This is a genomic window from Dyella sp. (assembly GCF_035503745.1).
In the GTDB taxonomy this organism is placed as follows: Bacteria; Pseudomonadota; Gammaproteobacteria; order Xanthomonadales; family Rhodanobacteraceae; genus Dyella_B.
Genome location: NZ_DATJTC010000036.1, coordinates 131,993 through 149,941 on the forward strand (window position 1 = coordinate 131,993; position 17,949 = coordinate 149,941).

Sequence of the window (17,949 nt, forward strand, 5' to 3'; positions counted from 1 at the left end):
GGCCTGACGAGCGCACCCATGGCTGCCACCCCACCGAACGCGGCGCCGTTGAAGCCGCTGCACGGCACCCCGCTGGTGCTGCTGACCATCGCGGTCGCCTTCAGCACCTTCATGGAGGTGCTGGACATGACCATCGTCAATGTATCCGTGCCGCATATCGCCGGCAGCCTCGCGGTGAGCCCCAACGAAGGCACCTGGACGATCAGCTCCTACTCGCTGGCCAGCGCGATCATGCAGCCGCTTACCGGCTGGATTGCGCGCCGCTTCGGCGAAGTGCGCACCTTCGTCACTTCGGTAGTCCTGTTCGTGCTGTTCTCGATGCTGTGCGGCGCCGCCACCACCATGCCCATGCTGGTGTTCGCCCGCCTGATGCAGGGCGCCGGCTCAGGCCCGATGGTGGCCTTGTCGCTGACCCTGCTGCTGTCCAGCTATCCAAGAGAGAAGCAGGGCATCGCGCTGGCGATGTGGGCGATGACCGTGGTGATCGCACCGATTTTCGGGCCGATCCTCGGCGGTTGGATCACCGATAATTTTTCCTGGCCGTGGATTTTCTACATCAACGCGCCGGTGGGCATTCTGGCCGCGATCATTACCTGGACGTTGCTGCACAAGCGCGAAACCAAGACGGTGAAAGCGCCCATCGATGTGATCGGCCTGGTGCTGCTGGTGGCCGGCGTGGGCTGCCTGCAGTTCATGCTGGACAACGGCAACGATCACGACTGGTTCAATTCCACGTTGATTCTGTCACTGGGGCTGATCGCGCTGGTTTGCCTCACGTTTCTGGTGGTATGGGAAATCCACGCCAAGCATCCGGTGATCGACCTTACGCTGTTCAAGAAACGCAATTTCACCGCGGGCGTGATCAGCCTGTCGATGGGCATGTTCGCGTTCTTCGGCATCAACGTGGTGTTTCCGCTGTGGCTGCAGACCACGCTGGGCTACACCGCCACCTGGGCCGGACTCGCCGCGGCGCCCAGCGGCGTGCTGGCATTCGTGTTTTCGCCCCTGATCGGGCGCAACATGCACAGGATCGACCTGCGCATCCTGGTATCGCTGGCCTTCATCATCTTTGCGGCCACCTCGTACTGGTTTTCCACCTTCGCCAGCGACGCATCGTTCGGCACGCTGATCGTGCCGCGCTTCGTGATGGGCCTGGCGATCCCATGTTTCTTCATCCCGCTGAACCAGATCTACCTGTCCGGGCTGCCCACGGCGGAGATCGCCAGCGCATCGGGTCTTTCCAACTTCTTCCGCACGCTGGGCTCCAGTGTCTCCACCGCGGTGATGGTGACCCTGTGGCAACACCGCGGCATCTACCACCACGCCACCCTGAGCGAGTACGTGAGCGATGGCGCCCCGGCCACGACGCAGTACCTGCACGGCCTGTCTCACCTGGGCATGAGCGCGGCGCGGCAACTGGGTTATATCAACCAGATCGTGGACCGCGAGGGCTATACCCTGGCGGTCAACGACATCTTCTACGGCTGCGCCGTGCTGTTCGTGCTGCTGTTGCCGGTACTTTGGCTGGCCCGGCCGCCCTTCGGCACGGCCGGCGGGGGTGCGGCGGGGCATTGATCCCAGGCTATTGCTGCACCCCGGGGTGCAGCATAAAAGGCGGCGGCTGACTGGTGCGGCGCAATACCTTCTGCTAGTTTGTGTCGCATGGCACAAACAAACCGCATCATCAAGAAGTATCCGAACCGTCGGCTCTACGACACGGAAATCTCCAGCTACATCACGCTGGAAGAGGTCCGTCAGCTGGTTCTGGATGGCGAACACTTCGAGGTCCGCGACGCCAAATCCGGCGAGGACCTGACCCGCTCCGTGCTGCTGCAGATCATCTCCGAGCACGAGGAAAAAGGTCAGCCGATGCTCTCGCCGCAGCTGCTGAGCCAGATCATCCGTTTCTACGGCGACTCCCTGCAGGGATTCATGGGGCCGTACCTGGAACGCAGCCTGCAGGTCTTCCTGGACCAGCAGCAGCAGTTCCGAACCCAGCTCAACAGCCTGATGGGGCAAACCCCCTGGTCGCTGCTGAACGAGCTGACCGAGCGCAACCTGGACGCCTGGAAGTCGATGCAGCGCGGGTTCCTCGATGCCGCCTCGCAGACCCATTCCGCGCCGGGCCAGCCCGGTCGTCCGGGCACCAAGAAGCCCTGATCCGTTTCGCCTACTTCCCGCTGCAGCACAACATGTGCTGCCGCGCGGCATGCGTTGAGGGAATTTCGTGATGGTTTCGTCAACCCCCGCAGCACGTGTCGCCATTGTTACCGGCGGCATCGGCGGCATCGGCACCGAAATCTGCATGCGGCTGGCGCAAGCCGGACGCGCCGTCATCGCCGTGGACCTGGCCACGCGCGGCGAACGCATCGAAGCGTTTCGCGCGAGCACCGCCTCCTACGACGGCGCCATCCGCTTCGAACCCTGCGACGTCAGCGACTTCAAGGCTTGCGGCAACCTGATCGAATACATCGAGCGCAACATCGGTCATGCCGACATCCTGGTCAATGCCGCCGGCATCACGCGCGACACCAGCCTGCGCAAGATGGATCCGCAGCAATGGCACGAGTTGATGCGCGTGAACCTCGATGGCGTATTCAACATGTGCCGGCACGTGGTCGAAGGCATGACCACCCGCCATTTCGGGCGCATCGTCAACTTGAGTTCGGTCAACGGCCAGACCGGCCAGTTCGGGCAAACCAACTACTCGGCGGCCAAGGCCGGCGTGCATGGATTTAGCATGGCGCTGGCGCGCGAAACGGCGCGCAAGGGCGTCACCGTCAACACCGTTTCGCCCGGATATTGCGATACGCCGATGGTGGCGGCAGTGCCGGAAGATATCCGCCAGCAGATCATTTCCGACATTCCCGTAGGACGCCTGGGCACACCGTCGGACATCGCGCGCGCCGTGGTCTTTCTCACCGCCGACGACGCCAGCTACATCACCGGCGCCAACCTGCCGGTGAACGGCGGCTACTTCATGAGCTTCTAAGCGCCTGCGGCGGCCGTACTTGCGGGAACGGCGCCGTTGCGGAAAAGTGTTGCGCTACCTTCCACGAGACGCGGCATGACACGGCAATCCATCACCCTGATTGGCGGTGGCCTGGTTGGCGCCTTGATGGCGCAACTGCTGGCCCGGCGCGGTTTCGCCGTGGAGGTGTTCGAAAAGCGTCCCGACCCGCGGCGGTTCGGTTTCCTGGGCGGCCGCTCGATCAACCTGGCGCTGGCCGAGCGTGGGCTGCAAGCCCTGCGCAGCGCCGGGCTGGCCGAGGACGTGCTGCAACAAACCGTGATGATGCGCGGACGCATGGTGCATCCGCGCGAAGGCGCCCCGAGCCTGCAGCGCTACGGCGTGGACGACAGCGAAGTGATCTGGTCGGTCTCCCGCGCCGCCTTGAACAAGCTGCTGCTCGAAGCGGCGGAAGCGGCAGGTGTAACGCTGCATTTCGGCCAATCGCTGGTGTCGGCCGACTTGGACCGGCAGCGCGTCGTGCTGGCCGACGAACACGGCACGCAACGCCATCATGAGGCATCCATGCTGATCGGTGCCGATGGCGCCGGCTCCGCCCTGCGCGCGGCGATGGACGCGTATGCGCCGCTGGGCATCCGCGTCGAATCTCTCGGCCACGGTTACAAGGAGCTGGAAATTCCGCCGGGCAGCGGCGCCGAACGCTTCGCCATCGAACCGCACGCGCTGCACATCTGGCCGCGCGGTCGCTACATGTGCATTGCCCTGCCCAACACCGAAGGCAGCTTCACCGTTACCTTGTTCTTGCCCGCGCACGGGCCGCATCCCAGTTTCGACACGTTGCCCGATGGCGCGGCCGCCGAGGCGTTCTTGCACGAAGACTTCCCCGACCTGCTGCCGCAGATTCCGCGCCTGGCCGAGGATTACGACAGCCATCCGGTCGGCACGCTCTCCACGCTTTATCTCGACCGCTGGCACATCGACGGACGCGCCCTTCTGATCGGCGATGCGGCGCACGCCATCGTGCCGTTCCACGGCCAGGGCATGAACTGCGGCTTCGAAGACACGGTGGTGCTGGCCGACCTGCTGGCCGAATCGGGCCACGACAGCGCCGATGCCTTCGCCGAATTCCAGCGCGTCCGCCAGCCCAACGCCAACGCAATCGCGGCGATGGCATTGGAGAACTACATCGAGATGCGCGATTCGGTCGCCGATCCGCACTACCTGGCCAAGCGCGAACTGGGCGCGCGGCTGGCCGAGCGGGCGCCCAGGCACTTCATGGCGCGCTACCGCATGGTCACCTTCACCCACCTGCCGTACGCCTACGCCTATGAACGTGGCCGCGCACAGGATCAATTGCTTGAACAATTGCTGCGCGGCTCCACCGATGCCGGCACGGTTTCGCTGGATGCCGCCGTCGCCGCGCTGCAAGCCACCCTGCCCCCACTCCCCAGGCTAAGAGCGTAAAGTTGTCAGATGGACAGCACGCTGATTACCCATTACCGGACCACCGACTACCGCGTACGCCTGCTGCAAGGCGGCTGGGCCAGCATCCGCATCGACAAGGTTCTACCTGCCGCGCTGCAGGCGCTGACCGGCGGCCGCGGCTGGGCCTTCATCACCGCCTGGAATCCGCAGTCGATGCTGCTGCCGCGCTCGCTCAACCATGCTGCGCAGATCGCCCTGCTGGGAGCGCTGCGCGGGCTGCGGCGCACGCTCTACATCCGCCCCGGGCTCGGCGCGGGCCGCGACTGGCGCGAACCCAGCTTTTTCGTGATCGGCCCCGAGCTGGAAGAGATCGACAAACTGGCGCAACAATTCCACCAGAACGCCTACGTCCATGGACTGGGCGCCGGCGCGGCACGGCTGCGCCTGACCAGTGACAGGCCGCCGCATGGACAAGCCGGTTGAGCCTTCTCGACAATGCCGGCGATGACCTCCGAGCCCTCCGCCACGCCGCTGCTTGAAGCACGCGCCTTAAGCTTCCACCGCCAGGACGAACCGGTGTTCGGCCCGCTGGATTTTCGTCTCGATGCAGGCGAACTGACCTTGATCGAAGGCGACAACGGCAGCGGCAAGACCACCCTGATGCGCATCCTCACCGGCTTGCTGCGGCCGGAGGAAGGCCAGCTCTACTGGCGCGGCCAGCCGCTGAGCTGGGACCGCTGCAGCGGCGAGGTGCTGTTCCTGGGCCATCAGCTAGGGCTCAAGGCCGAACTGAGCGCACGCGAGAACCTGCGCTTTGCCGTCGGCCTGCACGGTCACCGCGAGCACAGCGACATCGACAACGCCCTGGCGCGCGTGGGGCTGGCCGGCTTCGGCGACGAGCCGGTGCGCAAACTTTCGGCCGGCCAGAAAAAACGCGTCGCGCTGGCGCGCCTGCTGCTGGTTCCCGCCGCGCTGTGGTTGCTGGACGAGCCCTACGCCAACCTGGACCGGGCCGGCATCGAGCTGGTCAACGGTCTGCTGGAAGCGCACATCGCGCACGGCGGCGCGGCCCTGGTCACCAGCCATGGCGCCGTGCAGTTCCACGGCGGCGAGCCGCAGCGGATCCGGCTGCATGGCTGAGCTGCGACGTCCGAGGCTGGGCCACGCCTGCACCGCCATCCTGCGCCGCGATCTCACCTTGGCCTGGCGCCAGCGCGGCGACATGCTGCTGCCGGTGCTGTATGCGCTGATCGTCATCTCGTTGTTTCCGTTCGCGCTGGGCCCGGAAGAGGCCCTGCTGCGGAGGATCGCCGGCGGCGCGGTGCTGGTGACGGTGCTGCTGGCCATGCTGCTGGCGTTGGACGCGATGTTCCGCAGCGATATCGAGGACGGCTCGCTGGAGCAACTGATGCTGGCGCCACAGCCGCTGGCCCTGATGCTTGGCATGAAGATCCTGGCGCATTGGGTGGCCACGGCCGTTCCGCTGATCGTGATCGCGCCGCTGCTGGCCGGCATGCTGCACCTGCCCGCGCCGGTGGTACCGGTGCTGCTGCTGGCGCTGCTGCTGGCAACGCCGCTGCTCAGCCTGCTGGGTGCAATACTGGTGGCGCTTACGGCCGGGACGCGGCGCTCTGGTATGCTGCTGGCCTTGATGCTGCTGCCGCTGTGCGTGCCGGTGGTGATCTTCGCCGCCGGGGCTCTGGCAGCCGCCCAACAGGGGCTGCCGTGGACCGCCCCCATCGCATGGCTGGGCGCAGCGCTTGCCCTGGCTGTAGTGCTGGCGCCGTTGGCCTGCGCTGCCGCACTTCGTATCGCGCTGGATTCTTAAGATCGCCTATGGCCCGCTGGATTCCGCTGTGGTTGCACAAGTTGAGCTCGCCGCCGGTGTTCTACGGCTTCGCCGGCAAGTTGCGTCCATGGGCGATCGCCTTGGCCCTGATCCTGGGCCTGGTCGCGCTCTATGGCGGATTGGTGCTGGCGCCGCCGGATTATCAGCAGGGCGATGACTACCGCATCATCTTCATCCACGTGCCCTGTGCCTGGATGAGCCTGTTCATCTACGCGGTGATGGGCATCGCTTCGTTCATCGCGCTGGTGTGGCGCATCAAGCTGGCCGAAGTGGCGGCAATGGCATCGGCGCCGATCGGCGCATCGTTCACCTTCATAACCCTGGTCACCGGTTCGCTGTGGGGCGCACGCATGTGGGGCACGTGGTGGACGTGGGATGCACGGCTGACTTCCGAATTGGTGTTGCTGTTTTTGTACCTGGGCGTGATCGCGCTGTATCACTCGTTCGAGGATCGCCGCCAGGGTGCGCGCACCGCCGCGTTCCTGGCCTTGATCGGCATCGTCAACGTGCCGATCGTGCATTTCTCGGTGAACTGGTGGAACACGCTGCATCAAGGTTCGACCATCCGCCTGCTCGGCCCCTCCTCCATCGCGCCATCGATGATCTGGCCGCTGCTGACGATGATGGCCGCCACCAAGTGCTACTACTTCGCCAGCCTGTTCGGCCGCGCGCGCGTGGATCTGCTGTCGCTGGAAAGCGGCAAGGACTGGGTGCGCGAGATCGCCGAGCGCGAGGTGCGCCGATGAACGCCCATACGCTGCAATCCTTCCTCGCCATGGGCGGTTATGCCGCCTATGTATGGCCCGCTTATGGCGTGTTCTTCCTGGTGTTGCTGATCGACTGGCTGGCGCCGCAGTTTCGCCGCCGCCGTCTGCTGCGCGAACTGCGCGGGCGCATGGCGCGCCAGGACGCGCGCAAGGAACGCAACAACCGCAACTCCGCAACCGCAACCTAGGGATGCTCTGATCAATGATTCGCAGGTGGCATGATGTCCAGAAGGCCCGCAGGCGGTGCCGCGCGGCTTGGCAAGACGGCCAGTCTTCCCGACGCCACGCAACACCGCCTGCGGGCCTTCTGGACATCACCCCATCAAGTCAATTCAGGATGCGGGGCCCGCTCTGTCTGTTCGCAGGCCTTCGGTCCATCGTCTTGACAGACAACCAGTCTGCCAGCGCCGATGGTCCTGTGGCCTGCGAACAGACAGAGCGGGTGACACCTGCGAAGCATTGATCAGAGCATCCCTAACGGCCTTCGACCGGCACTTATTTCTTTATGAACCCGACACGTCAACGCAGGCTCACCATCGTCATCGCCGTACTGGTTGCCGTGATCGTGGCGGCGGCGCTGGTGGTGTATGCGCTGCAGCAGAACATGAACTACCTGTTCACCCCCTCGCAGGTGCAGGCGGGGGATGCCGCGCACTACAAAAATTTCCGTCTCGGCGGCATGGTGAAGGCAGGCTCCATCCAGCACAGCAGCGACTCGCTGCAGGTCACCTTCACCGTGGTCGATGCCGGCGGCGCGATGCCGGTGGAATACAACGGCATCCTGCCGGACCTGTTCCGCGAAAACCAATCGGTGATCGCCACCGGGCACATGGAGGGCGCGCGCTTCGTGGCCACCGAGGTGCTGGCCAAGCACGATGAAACCTACATGCCCAAAGAGCTCAAAGACGCCATGGCCAAAGCCCACCAGGGCAAGCACATCGATGAGTCGGCCGGCCAGGACAAATCCACGCTATGACCCCTGAACTCGGTCAACTGGCACTTATCCTTGCGTTGCTGCTGGCCATCGCGCAGAGCACGCTGCCGCTGCTGGGCGCATGGCGGGGCAATCGCGCGCTGATGGCCGTGGCGCGTCCTGCCGCGAGCGGCCAGGCGGTGTTCGTGGCGCTCGCGTTCGCGATCCTGGTATGGGCGTTCCTGCACTTCGATTTTTCGGTGCAGTACGTCGCGGACAATTCCAACCTGCAGTTGCCCTGGTATTACCGCATTGCCGCGGTGTGGGGCGCGCATGAAGGGTCGATGCTGTTGTGGGTATTGATCCTCAACGTGTGGACGGTGGCGCTGGCCTTGTTCAGCCGCCAGCTGCCGGAGGTGTTTCTTGCGCGCGTACTCGGCGTGCTCGGCATCATTTCCACCGGTTTCCTCGCCTTCATCCTGTTCACGTCCAACCCGTTCGGCCGTTTGTTGCCGATGCCGCCGGACGGCGCCGACCTCAACCCGGTGCTGCAGGATCCGGGCATGACCTTCCACCCGCCGGTGCTGTACATGGGCTACGTGGGTTTCTCGGTGGCGTTCGCGTTTTCCATCGCGGCGTTGCTGGGTGGTTCGATGGAACAGGCATGGGTGCGCTGGGCGCGGCCGTGGACCAATGCCGCATGGGCCTTCCTGTCCTGCGGCATCGTGGCGGGCAGCTGGTGGTCGTATGCCGAACTGGGCTGGGGCGGCTGGTGGTTCTGGGATCCGGTGGAGAACGCGAGCTTCATGCCGTGGCTGGTCGGCGTGGCGCTGATCCATGCGCAAGCCGTCACCGAAAAGCGTGGATCGCTGCGCGCGTGGACCATTCTGCTGTCGCTGTTTGCGTTCTCGCTGTCGCTGCTGGGCACGTTTCTGGTTCGCTCGGGCATTCTTACCTCGGTGCATGCGTTCGCTTCCGATCCGCGCCGTGGCACCTTCATCCTGGGCTTCCTGGCCGTGGTGGTGGGCGGATCGCTGCTGCTTTACGCGTTACGCGCGCCGAAAGTAGCGGGCGGCAAGGCATTTGCGCTGGTGTCGCGCGAAAGCGCCATCCTGATCGGCAACCTGATGTTCACCGTCGCCGCGGCCATGGTGATGCTGGGCACGCTGTTTCCGCTGCTGGGCGATGCGCTGAACCTGGGCAAGATTTCGGTGGGACCGCCCTACTTCGGCCTATTGTTTCCGCTGCTGATGCTGCCGGTAATCCTGTTGTTGCCGTTCGGGCCTTATTTGCGCTGGGGCAAAAGCGATACGCCCGTACTCAAGCAGGTGCTTGTGCGTGCGGGGATCGCCGCGCTTGCCTGCGCCTTGCTCGCGGCCTTCTTCGTGCAGGGGCAACTGAAGGCGATTGCGGGCGTTGCCAGTGCGGTGTGGGTTGGCGTGGGCGTGGCGCTGTACATCGTCAAGCGTTGGCGCGAGATGCCGCGCGGACGCCGCTATCCGGCGGAAATGGCCGGCATGCTGCTGGCCCATGCAGGCGTGGCGGTTTTCCTGATCGGCGTGATGCTTTCCGAATCGTTGAGCGTAACCCGCGATGTGCGCATGACGCCCGGACAGGTCGCCACCGTGGGCGGCTATCAATTCCACTTCGACGGCGTTACGCAAACCACCGGCCCCAATTGGCAAGCCGTGCAAGGCGTGGTTACGGTAACGCGCAACGGCGCGCCGGTGGCGGTGATGCATCCGCAGAAGCGCACCTATGTGCACGAACAGGTCCAGACCGAATCGGCGGTCGATCCGGGTATCACGCGCGATCTCTACGTCGCGCTGGGCGAGCCGATGGATCCGAACCACGTGGAACGCGCTTGGGCATTGCGCCTGTATACCAAACCGTTCATCCGCTGGATCTGGGCCGGCGGCCTGTTCATGATGCTGGGCGGCTTCGTCAGCGCGGCCGATCGCCGTTTCCGCGTGAAACGCGAAGCCGAAGCCGCGCAGACGATCACCGCCACCGTGCAGGAGGCTTAAGACATGGGCCGCCTGTTGCCGTTCATCGGCTTCGTACTGCTGGCTGGCCTGCTCGGCTTTGGCATCTGGTGGAACAGCTCGCACGATCCCACCGCGGTACCCTCGCCGCTCATCAACAAGCCCGCGCCCGCGTTTGTGCTGCCCAGGCTGGACAACCCCGCGCAAACGGTGAGCAAGGATGCGATGCTGGGCAAGCCGTATCTGATCAATGTCTTCGCCAGCTGGTGCTTCGCCTGTGGCGAGGAACATCCCGTTCTGATGGCGGAATCGAAAACTTTTGGGGTTCCGGTGATCGGCTACGACTACAAGGACGACCCGGCCGACGCCAAAGCCTGGCTGGCGCAGCACGGCAATCCCTATGACCTTGTGATTGCCGACCCATCGGGCCACACCGCGATCGATTTCGGCGTGTATGGCGCACCGGAAACCTTCCTGATCGACAGCAAGGGCGTGATCCGCTACAAGCGCATCGGCCCGCTGACGCCGGACGTGATCGCACAGCAATTGAAGCCGGCCATCGACGCGCTGCAAAAGGAAGCGCCGTGATGGGCGGACTGTTGCGCAAGGGGGCCTGGCTGGCGCTCATGGTCGTCAGCGGCCTGGCGATGGCGCAGGCGATCGATCCGTTGCCGTTTCGCGATCACGCCGAGGAATTGCGTTTTCAGCATCTCACCGGCGAACTGCGCTGCCTGGTCTGCCAGGACGAAGACCTTGCCGATTCGAACGCCGATTTCGCGCGCGACCTGCGCCACAAGGTGTTCGAGCTGATGCAGCAAGGCAAGAGCGACGCGCAGATCAAGCAATACCTGGTAGACCGCTACTCCGACTTCGTGCTTTACGATCCGCCGGTCAACCCGCGCACCTGGCTGCTCTGGTTCGGGCCGCTGTTGATCCTGATCGCCGGTGGCGTTGCGGTGGGTTACACCATCAACAAGCGCAGTCGCACCGGCACACCCGCCGCACCGGCCGACAATGGGGACGATTGGTGAAGTTCGCTTTCTACATCGCCGCCGCAGTGATGATCGCTGTGGCGCTGGCACTGCTGCTGGTTCCCCTGCTTCGCAACGGCCGCAAATCGGGCCAGCCGCGCGGCGTGTTCGCCCTGATGCTGCTGATCGTGCTGGCCGTTCCGGCCGGCACGGCGCTGTTGTACCTGAGGGTGGGCACGCCATCGACCTTGAACGGCGTCGCCACGCAAGCGGCGCAGGTTACCGACATCAACAAGGCGCTGGACGAACTGCGCGCGCATCTGGCCAGCAATCCCAAGGACGTGCAGGGCTGGATGCTGCTCGCCCAGGCCGCCACCGAAATGCAGCATATGGACGAAGCGCGTGATGCGTTCGCCCACGTGCTGCAAGTGACTCCGAACGATACGACCGCGATGGTCGGCTGGGCCGAATCCGATGCGGCCCTGCAGCCGGACCATCGCATCGGAGACCGCGCCCACGAGCTGCTGGAACAGGCGGTCAAGCTGGAACCGGACAACCAGCGCGGACTATGGCTGCTGGGCATCAGCGATTTCCAGCAGGGCCACTTTGCCGATGCCGCCGCGACCTGGCGTGTGCTGCAGCCGCAGCTGCAGCCCGGCTCCAATGTCGCGCAAGCGGTGGCGCAACAGATTGCGCTGGCCGATGCGCGCGCAGGGGGTACCCCGGCGTCTGCCTCGCGCACGGGCGCTTCGTCCCCCGTGCAGGCACCGGCAGCGGCACTGCAGGTAAAAGTTGCCATCGCGCCGGCGCTGAAAGCCAAACTCGCCACCGGCGACTCGCTGTTCGTCTACGCGCGCGCCCCAAGCGGCCCGCCGATGCCGCTGGCCGTGGCCCGCTTGAGCGCAAGCCAACTGCCCGCCACCGTCACCCTGACCGATGCGATGAGTATGCTGCCGTCGATGAAACTGTCGTCCGTGCCGCGTGTTTTCGTCGGCGCGCGCATCAGTCATAGTGGCCAGGCCGTCGCCCGGCCAGGCGATCTGGAAGGCGATGCCGGCGTCGTGGCGGTCGACAGCAAGACCCCCGTCAGCATCCTGATCGACAAAGTGCACTAAGGAAGGGTCATGAGCGATGCGCGCCAGTATTTCAAGCTAGTCTCGCCGTTCGCGATGAAGCGCGGCGGCGCGTTGCACGGTGCGCACGTCGCCTTCGAAACCTGGGGCACGCTGAACGCGGCACGCGACAACGCGGTGCTGATTTTCACCGGACTTTCCCCCAGCGCCCACGCAGCCTCCAACGCACAAGACCCCAGCGCGGGCTGGTGGGAGGACATGCTCGGCCCTGGCAAGGCCATCGATACCACACGCTGGTTCGTGATCTGCATGAATTCGCTAGGCAGCGACAAGGGCTCCACCTGCCCGGCGTCGATCGATCCGGCGACGGGCGAGGCCTATCGGCTGAGCTTTCCCGACCTCTCGCTGGAAGACGTGGCCAACGCCGCGCACGGCATGGTCGCGCACCTGGGCATCGAGCGGCTCGCCTGCCTGATCGGCTGCTCCATGGGCGGCATGACCGCGCTGGCCTACATGCTCTTGCATCCGGGCAGCGTGCGCACGCACATCAGCGTCGACACCGCGCCGCAGGCGCAGCCGTTCGCCATTGCGATCCGCTCGCTGCAGCGCGAGGCGATCCGCCTCGATCCGCACTGGAACGAAGGCCGCTACGACGCCACGCATTATCCGGACATCGGCATGAGCATCGCGCGCAAGCTCGGTGTGATCACCTACCGCTCGGCCATGGAATGGAACGGCCGCTTCGCGCGCATCCGGCTCGAGGCCGAGCAGCGCGAAGACGAGCCGTTCGGCTTCGAATTCCAGGTGGAGTCGTATCTGGAAGGCCATGCTCGCCGCTTCGTGCGCACCTTCGACCCCAACTGCTATCTGTATCTTTCGCGCGCCAGCGACTGGTTCGACATCGGCGAGTACGGCAACGGCAGCGTGATGGAAGGCTTGCAGCGCATCCGCATCGAACAGGCGATGGTGATCGGCGTAAGCACCGATATCCTGTTTCCGCTCCAACAGCAGCAGCAGATCGCCGAAGGACTGCAAGCGGCCGGCGCGCAGGTGGAATTCGTCGCACTCGACTCGCCGCAAGGACACGATGCGTTTCTGGTGGATATCGACAACTACAGCCGCGCCATCGGCGGTTTCCTGGCGCGGCTGTAACGCATGGTGGCCCTGCCGGCGCCGCTATAGGGCGATCGGCTCGAATCCGGCGAACAACGTTTCCGCTTCCGGCAATTCGCGCAGCGGCACATAGTCGCACACGCTGGCGAAACGCTCCCACAACTCCACCACGCGGGGGCTGGAGTGCGCCGCCTCGATCGCCCCGTCCTGCCACTCGAACACCTCCACGACCGTGCCGTCCTTGGCGCGCATGGCCTGCGCGGCCCGGTCCGTGACCAGGCCCAGGGCGCGCAGGCACGGTACGTGCTCGCGCACCAGCGCCTCCAGCTTGGCCTCGCACCCCGGCTTGGGCCGGTAAGCTACAATCACCATTGCACCCATGGACTCCCCCTCCGGGCTCGATCAGGTATCGATCGTAAGAAGGCTAGCAGAGACGCCTTATCCAGGCTTCAGCCAGTTTGTATTCCAATAAGGGTCCGCGTAAGACCCCGATTCACCGAGACCGTCCATGCTCACCACGGAATTTCCCGGCGCGCAAAAGCTGATCCACGCGATCGATGAGGCCGTCAGCCAAGGCTCCACGCCCGCCATCACCGACAGCCTGCGCAACAGCCTGTGCAAGCTGATCCGCAGCAGGGAAATCATCCTGCCCGACTGCGTGTTCGAGACCGCCCAGGACCGCTACGCCCGCCGCGAGCTGTACCACAGCGACGAATACGGCTACTGCGTGGTGGCCATGACCTGGGGCCCCGGCCAGGGCACCCCCATCCACGATCACTGCGGCATGTGGTGCGTCGAGGGCGTCTGGAGCGGCGCCCTGGAAGTGGTGCAGTACGAGCGCCTGGCCGACCAGGGCGAAATGTTCCGCTTCCAGCCGGTCGGCTCCATCCAGGCCGGCCCCGGCTCCGCCGGCAGCCTGATCCCGCCCCACGAATACCACACCATCCGCAACCCCAGCGACGACACCGTGGCGGTGAGCCTGCACATCTACTCGGGCAACATGACCCACTGCGCCGTCTTCCAGCCCAAGGGCCAGGACCACTGGTACGAACGCTCCGACCGCCAACTGAGTCTCGACCCGGTCAACTAAACCCGGCATAATGGTCGTTCGTTCCCTGCCGGTGTGGCGGAATGGTAGACGCGGTGGACTCAAAATCCACTGGCAGCGATGTCGTGTAGGTTCGAGTCCTATCACCGGTACCAACAGTGTGTTTCAAGCAGTCTCAACAAAGCTCCGAAACACTGAAAAACCCGCGTAAATGCGGGTTTTTTCGTATCTGAAGCATCTCATCGAATATCACCAAAGAGCGACCAAGCTCAGGGTACATGGGGGTATTTACGGGGGTACTTGCTCAGGTTAGGCTCCGCAAGAATTTGCTGATACCCCCAATGCGCGGGTTTCAATGCACACAGGAACTGCGGATACCTCGACGTGCTCACAGATAGCCGCGCTATGTTAGAAAACACAGTCGATGGTGCTCTACGGCGCCTGGGTTACCCAAAGGATGAAATGACCAGCCACGGCTTCCGAAGCATGGCCGCTTCGCGATTGAACGAGATGGGCTGGAACGCCGATGCAATCGAGCGCCAACTAGCTCAGGCCGAATCGAATAAAGTCCGGGCAGCATATACGAACGCCGCGCAATACCTGGATGAGCGCACTCGCATGATGCAGGCGTGGGCGGACTATCTGGATGGACTGAAAAACGGCGCCAGCGTCATTCCGTTTCGGAAAACAGGCTAGCTGTCTGCTTTCGGGCGCGTCTATCCTGATCTGTAGTTTTGCCCAACCCTCTGCGCATCCCGAAGCGCAATTATCGTATGCACAAACTGGGCAACAGCCATGTCTACGCCAGGTTGGAAACGAACATTAGGTTCGCAACCTCAATAGGTGAACACAACCCCTTTTTTCGCCAACCTTTATAAGTCCGCCGTTTTTGCTGCCAATGCCCCCATTAGCCAGCTTCGGCTTGAAGAGCAGCCCCTCGCCGAATAACCCATCTGGCAATATCGAAAGGACGGCTGACGAAGAAGCAGCCTGCAATCATCTCAACGAGATACAAAGTCATACTTATCTTGCCCGTCGGGCCAAACGATGCGAATACAGACTGGCCATCGCTAGATAGCGCTACGGCTTTGAACCAAAGGTTCAAGAAGGGAATGAGTGCCTCTTTAAGCCACCAAAGTCCCAGCAGAACGCAGCCAGCAACGATGATGTCGCCCAACGAGAGTGAAGATGCCTGCGGACGCGGGACTCCCGATAGCAGCCCTGTAGCCAGGGGTGCGCTAAAGATCCATAAGATGAATGCGATCAGTAAAATGACCGACCAGATCACCGCGAACATCCAGATCGGGCTGCTTCCTAGCTCGGTGTTAAAGGTCTTAAGCGCTGTCGCAATGAAGAAAAGTTGCAATCCACTGATTATCAGCCATAGCGCGAACAGCCTAAGGCATACAGCAACAAAGTGTTTCGGTGTCATCTCTACCCCCTGGATGTAAGGTCTGCTTTAGGTTGCAGACATGCCGTCAACCCAGATGCAATCAATCAGTTTTACGCCGGCACGTACCGGAAAACACCTGGCCGCCATCAAGGCCACCTGCGCCAAAGAAGCATGTGCAGTGTCTGCGTTGAAGGTAAATGTTTGTGATCCAACTAACTTTGGAAACGTGGAAGTAACTTCCAGCGTTTTACCCTTGAGTGAGGTCTTGCACGTCGCATTCTCCTCAGTAAAACAAACTCCTTCGACGTGGTCAAAGGTCTCAATTTTAATTTTTTTGGCATCCGGATTCGGATAGATGAAGATACGATGGTTCGCAGAAGTATGACCAAACATACTGTTTTGCTCCCATGTTCCATCGCAAACCAATATTTCATCTTGGCGGCTTGTCGTGACACTAACTGTTGCACAGCCACCTAAGAAAAACGCCATTCCAGCACATAACATCATCGATTGCCGCATAGATATCCCTGACAACATGTCTTTAGGTCTGCTCTGGGCTGCGGACATTAAGTTTATTGCCCCAATAAGCGAACTCGACTCTGCCACTGCAGCGTCTGAGCCGGAGCCGAAATACCCACGGCAATCTTGCAGCCAAAGCAAATCCAACGGTCAATACGTTACGCGAAACAACCAAGAGCCCAGAATCCAGACCATTACGGTGTTTGAGCTGCGCCGTACATAACGCGCTTATATTCGCTGATTGTTTCCGTCTTCGCGGGGCTTCCGTTATAAGAATTCGCAACCTCCTCGTGGATGGCATTGTGATTCGGACTCATGGTGGCACGAATCGTGGTGTGGACATTCTCGCCGTTGGCCTCACCATCCAATTCCACCGTCCATGAGTTGCCATCGATTTCGGTTGTAAACTCCGTGCAACCTTGTACGTTATCGCACCACACGCTCTTGAACGCCTTGGCGTTACCATCCCACCATGTGTAACTCTGACCAACGGCATAACCGCCCGTGCCGCGTGACCAAAAGTCTTGGACGATGGAAAATCCGCCCGGGCCTTTCTTGATCGTCGCAACGCCCTTGTCCACGCCACCCGAGGGCAGGTTCTTGCTTGGCATGGTTCTGATGGTGACCTGCCAGGTGCCAAGTCTTGGATAAAGCTGGGACATCTGCGCTGCAGGTGCGGCACTTGCTGCGTTTGTCGCGGCCGAGGCTTCCTTTCCACCATCATGGCCAGCCATTGCCGCCTGGCACGCCGATACCAGTAGGAAGCCGATAAGCGGAGTCAGTGTCTTCATGTTTCTGTTCCGATCGTGCAATTGAAAAGGGGTGTGGGTTTGATTCATCGTCGCGCTCAAGTGAACTCCTCAGGCTTCAGCCTATCCCCGACAGCTGTCCCTGGTCGCCCGCCCTAAGGTCCGATTTGGATTGCGACTTCAGCTCCGAAGATACACGACTTCGTGCCCGACTCTCGATTGCAGCAGAACATTGAGCCTGGCTGTCCCCAAACCATCGACCCGAAGGCCCGCCGAATGTCAGGCGAAAGCAAATGGCGCCGACTTGCGCCAGATTTCAACTTCGCGGGCGACGATCTGCACCGAGATGGATTCGACGAGTTCGTGGGGGCCGTTTTCGCAGATTCACTCTTTAACTACGCGATCGAACAATGCCCCCACCGGAAGCTGCACGGCACCGTTTCGCCCAGTTAAGAGGCCACCATCCAAGACGCCCTCTAGCTCGAACTCCAGGCCGTCCATACCGATCTCCGAATGTTAGTAGGAAATGAAGAACGTCTGCTTCGGGTCGGAAGCGGACAATACTGACCTATGGAAGCCAGATCGCTTTCAACTCTTTCGTTCGCTGTTCTATCAGCGACTTTTTGCACGCCTCAACCATCGCGCCGTCCATCGATCCACCCTTGAAGATGTTGGCCTGAACATCGCAATCCGCATCTCTGAACTTGATCCAAGCGCGCTCTGACTCGATCAGGGACGCCCTTGCCGCCCTAAGATTGTCACTACCGTCAAGCTGACTTAGGGCATGCTGATAAGCCGCATTGAGCTCGGTATCAGCTGCCCGAGTTTCTTGGGCGGCGCAGATATAGGCGTCGCGACCGGAACCGTCGTTATGACAGACGTTGCCCTGAGCCACTGCCTGAAAAGAAAAGGTAACGATCAGTAACGACGCCAAGCGCGCCGAAACATTTACCAAGCGGGATCGGTTCCTACTAACGACCACCGTGAACCTCCAAGAATGACTATTGACCTTCTTTGCTTACTTCGATCATATCCGCTATGGGTCGAAAGCGGGCCTTATGGGACGGGTAGCATAGGCGGTGGAACCACATGAGGAGTGATCTTGAATGTGTGGTGATCAGTATCGTCACCCGTCGTTTCACTACATACCCACCAATATGCCTGCGGGTAATT

The 17,949-nt window shown here is 62.4% G+C and carries 22 protein-coding genes and 1 tRNA gene; 18 read left to right on the top strand and 5 right to left on the bottom strand.

From position 1 onward, the window contains the following. Positions 1-18 precede the first annotated feature (18 nt). The 15 genes from VME63_RS14460 to metX all read left to right on the top strand — a co-directional run bounded on the left by VME63_RS14460 (position 19) and on the right by metX (position 13,106). Positions 19-1,575 (top strand): DHA2 family efflux MFS transporter permease subunit, encoded by a 1,557-nt coding sequence (locus VME63_RS14460; protein WP_325434051.1) that lies wholly within the window; start codon positions 19-21, stop codon positions 1,573-1,575. An 87-nt stretch (positions 1,576-1,662) separates the two neighbouring features. Then, positions 1,663-2,160: a polyhydroxyalkanoate synthesis repressor PhaR gene (gene phaR / locus VME63_RS14465; RefSeq protein ID WP_325434052.1), complete on the top strand. Its 498-nt coding sequence runs from the start codon at positions 1,663-1,665 to the stop codon at positions 2,158-2,160. Between the two features lie 70 nt (positions 2,161-2,230). Beyond that, positions 2,231-2,992: an acetoacetyl-CoA reductase gene (phbB, locus tag VME63_RS14470; protein WP_325434053.1), complete on the top strand. Its 762-nt coding sequence runs from the start codon at positions 2,231-2,233 to the stop codon at positions 2,990-2,992. A 75-nt stretch (positions 2,993-3,067) separates the two neighbouring features. Further along, positions 3,068-4,435, top strand: a complete 1,368-nt coding sequence (locus tag VME63_RS14475; protein WP_325434054.1) for an NAD(P)/FAD-dependent oxidoreductase — start codon at positions 3,068-3,070, stop codon at positions 4,433-4,435. A gap of 9 nt (positions 4,436-4,444) precedes the next feature. Further along, positions 4,445-4,879, top strand: a complete 435-nt coding sequence (locus tag VME63_RS14480) for a DUF3293 domain-containing protein (RefSeq protein ID WP_325434055.1) — start codon at positions 4,445-4,447, stop codon at positions 4,877-4,879. Positions 4,880-4,900: 21 nt separating this feature from the next. Next, positions 4,901-5,536, top strand: coding sequence for a cytochrome c biogenesis heme-transporting ATPase CcmA (gene ccmA / locus VME63_RS14485; RefSeq protein ID WP_325434056.1), 636 nt, complete (start codon positions 4,901-4,903; stop codon positions 5,534-5,536). Next, positions 5,529-6,224 (top strand): heme exporter protein CcmB, encoded by a 696-nt coding sequence (gene ccmB / locus VME63_RS14490; protein WP_325434057.1) that lies wholly within the window; start codon positions 5,529-5,531, stop codon positions 6,222-6,224. Before ccmA ends, ccmB begins: the two co-directional genes overlap by 8 nt. A gap of 8 nt (positions 6,225-6,232) precedes the next feature. Next, positions 6,233-6,991: a heme ABC transporter permease gene (locus tag VME63_RS14495; protein ID WP_325434058.1), complete on the top strand. Its 759-nt coding sequence runs from the start codon at positions 6,233-6,235 to the stop codon at positions 6,989-6,991. 11 nt (positions 6,992-7,002) lie between these two features. After that, positions 7,003-7,200, top strand: a complete 198-nt coding sequence (gene ccmD / locus VME63_RS14500; RefSeq protein WP_325434144.1) for a heme exporter protein CcmD — start codon at positions 7,003-7,005, stop codon at positions 7,198-7,200. Positions 7,201-7,517: 317 nt separating this feature from the next. Beyond that, positions 7,518-7,988, top strand: a complete 471-nt coding sequence (ccmE, locus tag VME63_RS14505) for a cytochrome c maturation protein CcmE (protein WP_325434059.1) — start codon at positions 7,518-7,520, stop codon at positions 7,986-7,988. Further along, on the top strand, positions 7,985-9,952 hold the full coding sequence (locus VME63_RS14510; RefSeq protein WP_325434060.1) for a heme lyase CcmF/NrfE family subunit: 1,968 nt from the start codon (positions 7,985-7,987) through the stop codon (positions 9,950-9,952). Before ccmE ends, VME63_RS14510 begins: the two co-directional genes overlap by 4 nt. Before the next feature lie 3 nt (positions 9,953-9,955). Continuing rightward, positions 9,956-10,498: a DsbE family thiol:disulfide interchange protein gene (locus tag VME63_RS14515; RefSeq protein ID WP_325434061.1), complete on the top strand. Its 543-nt coding sequence runs from the start codon at positions 9,956-9,958 to the stop codon at positions 10,496-10,498. Between the two features lie 38 nt (positions 10,499-10,536). Beyond that, positions 10,537-10,941 (top strand): cytochrome c-type biogenesis protein, encoded by a 405-nt coding sequence (locus VME63_RS14520; RefSeq protein ID WP_325434145.1) that lies wholly within the window; start codon positions 10,537-10,539, stop codon positions 10,939-10,941. After that, positions 10,938-11,996, top strand: a complete 1,059-nt coding sequence (locus VME63_RS14525; RefSeq protein WP_325434062.1) for a tetratricopeptide repeat protein — start codon at positions 10,938-10,940, stop codon at positions 11,994-11,996. Before VME63_RS14520 ends, VME63_RS14525 begins: the two co-directional genes overlap by 4 nt. A 9-nt stretch (positions 11,997-12,005) precedes the next feature. Continuing rightward, complete coding sequence (gene metX, locus VME63_RS14530; protein WP_325434063.1) at positions 12,006-13,106, top strand: homoserine O-acetyltransferase MetX; 1,101 nt, start codon at positions 12,006-12,008, stop codon at positions 13,104-13,106. 24 nt (positions 13,107-13,130) lie between these two features. Here metX and VME63_RS14535 read toward each other — a convergent pair whose 3' ends face one another. After that, positions 13,131-13,439: a hypothetical protein gene (locus tag VME63_RS14535; RefSeq protein ID WP_325434064.1), complete on the bottom strand. Its 309-nt coding sequence runs from the start codon at positions 13,437-13,439 to the stop codon at positions 13,131-13,133. 136 nt (positions 13,440-13,575) lie between these two features. On the opposite strand from VME63_RS14535, the gene VME63_RS14540 reads away from it, so the two are divergent. From VME63_RS14540 to VME63_RS14550, 3 genes are all read left to right on the top strand, one after another. Next, positions 13,576-14,157, top strand: a complete 582-nt coding sequence (locus VME63_RS14540; RefSeq protein WP_325434065.1) for a cysteine dioxygenase family protein — start codon at positions 13,576-13,578, stop codon at positions 14,155-14,157. A gap of 27 nt (positions 14,158-14,184) precedes the next feature. Further along, positions 14,185-14,270 (top strand) — tRNA-Leu (locus tag VME63_RS14545). Positions 14,271-14,520: 250 nt separating this feature from the next. Beyond that, on the top strand, positions 14,521-14,811 hold the full coding sequence (locus tag VME63_RS14550; protein WP_325434146.1) for a tyrosine-type recombinase/integrase: 291 nt from the start codon (positions 14,521-14,523) through the stop codon (positions 14,809-14,811). A 211-nt stretch (positions 14,812-15,022) separates the two neighbouring features. Here the strand turns inward: VME63_RS14550 and VME63_RS14555 are convergent, their stop codons facing one another. From VME63_RS14555 to VME63_RS14570, 4 genes are all read right to left on the bottom strand, one after another. Beyond that, positions 15,023-15,547: a hypothetical protein gene (locus VME63_RS14555; RefSeq protein ID WP_325434066.1), complete on the bottom strand. Its 525-nt coding sequence runs from the start codon at positions 15,545-15,547 to the stop codon at positions 15,023-15,025. A 27-nt stretch (positions 15,548-15,574) separates the two neighbouring features. Beyond that, positions 15,575-16,075, bottom strand: a complete 501-nt coding sequence (locus tag VME63_RS14560; RefSeq protein WP_325434067.1) for a hypothetical protein — start codon at positions 16,073-16,075, stop codon at positions 15,575-15,577. A gap of 146 nt (positions 16,076-16,221) precedes the next feature. After that, positions 16,222-16,818, bottom strand: a complete 597-nt coding sequence (locus VME63_RS14565; protein ID WP_325434068.1) for a hypothetical protein — start codon at positions 16,816-16,818, stop codon at positions 16,222-16,224. Positions 16,819-17,344: 526 nt separating this feature from the next. Next, the gene (locus VME63_RS14570) at positions 17,345-17,710 is read right to left on the bottom strand and encodes a lysozyme inhibitor LprI family protein (RefSeq protein WP_325434069.1); all 366 of its coding nucleotides are present in this window, start codon (positions 17,708-17,710) and stop codon (positions 17,345-17,347) included. Positions 17,711-17,949 lie beyond the last annotated feature (239 nt).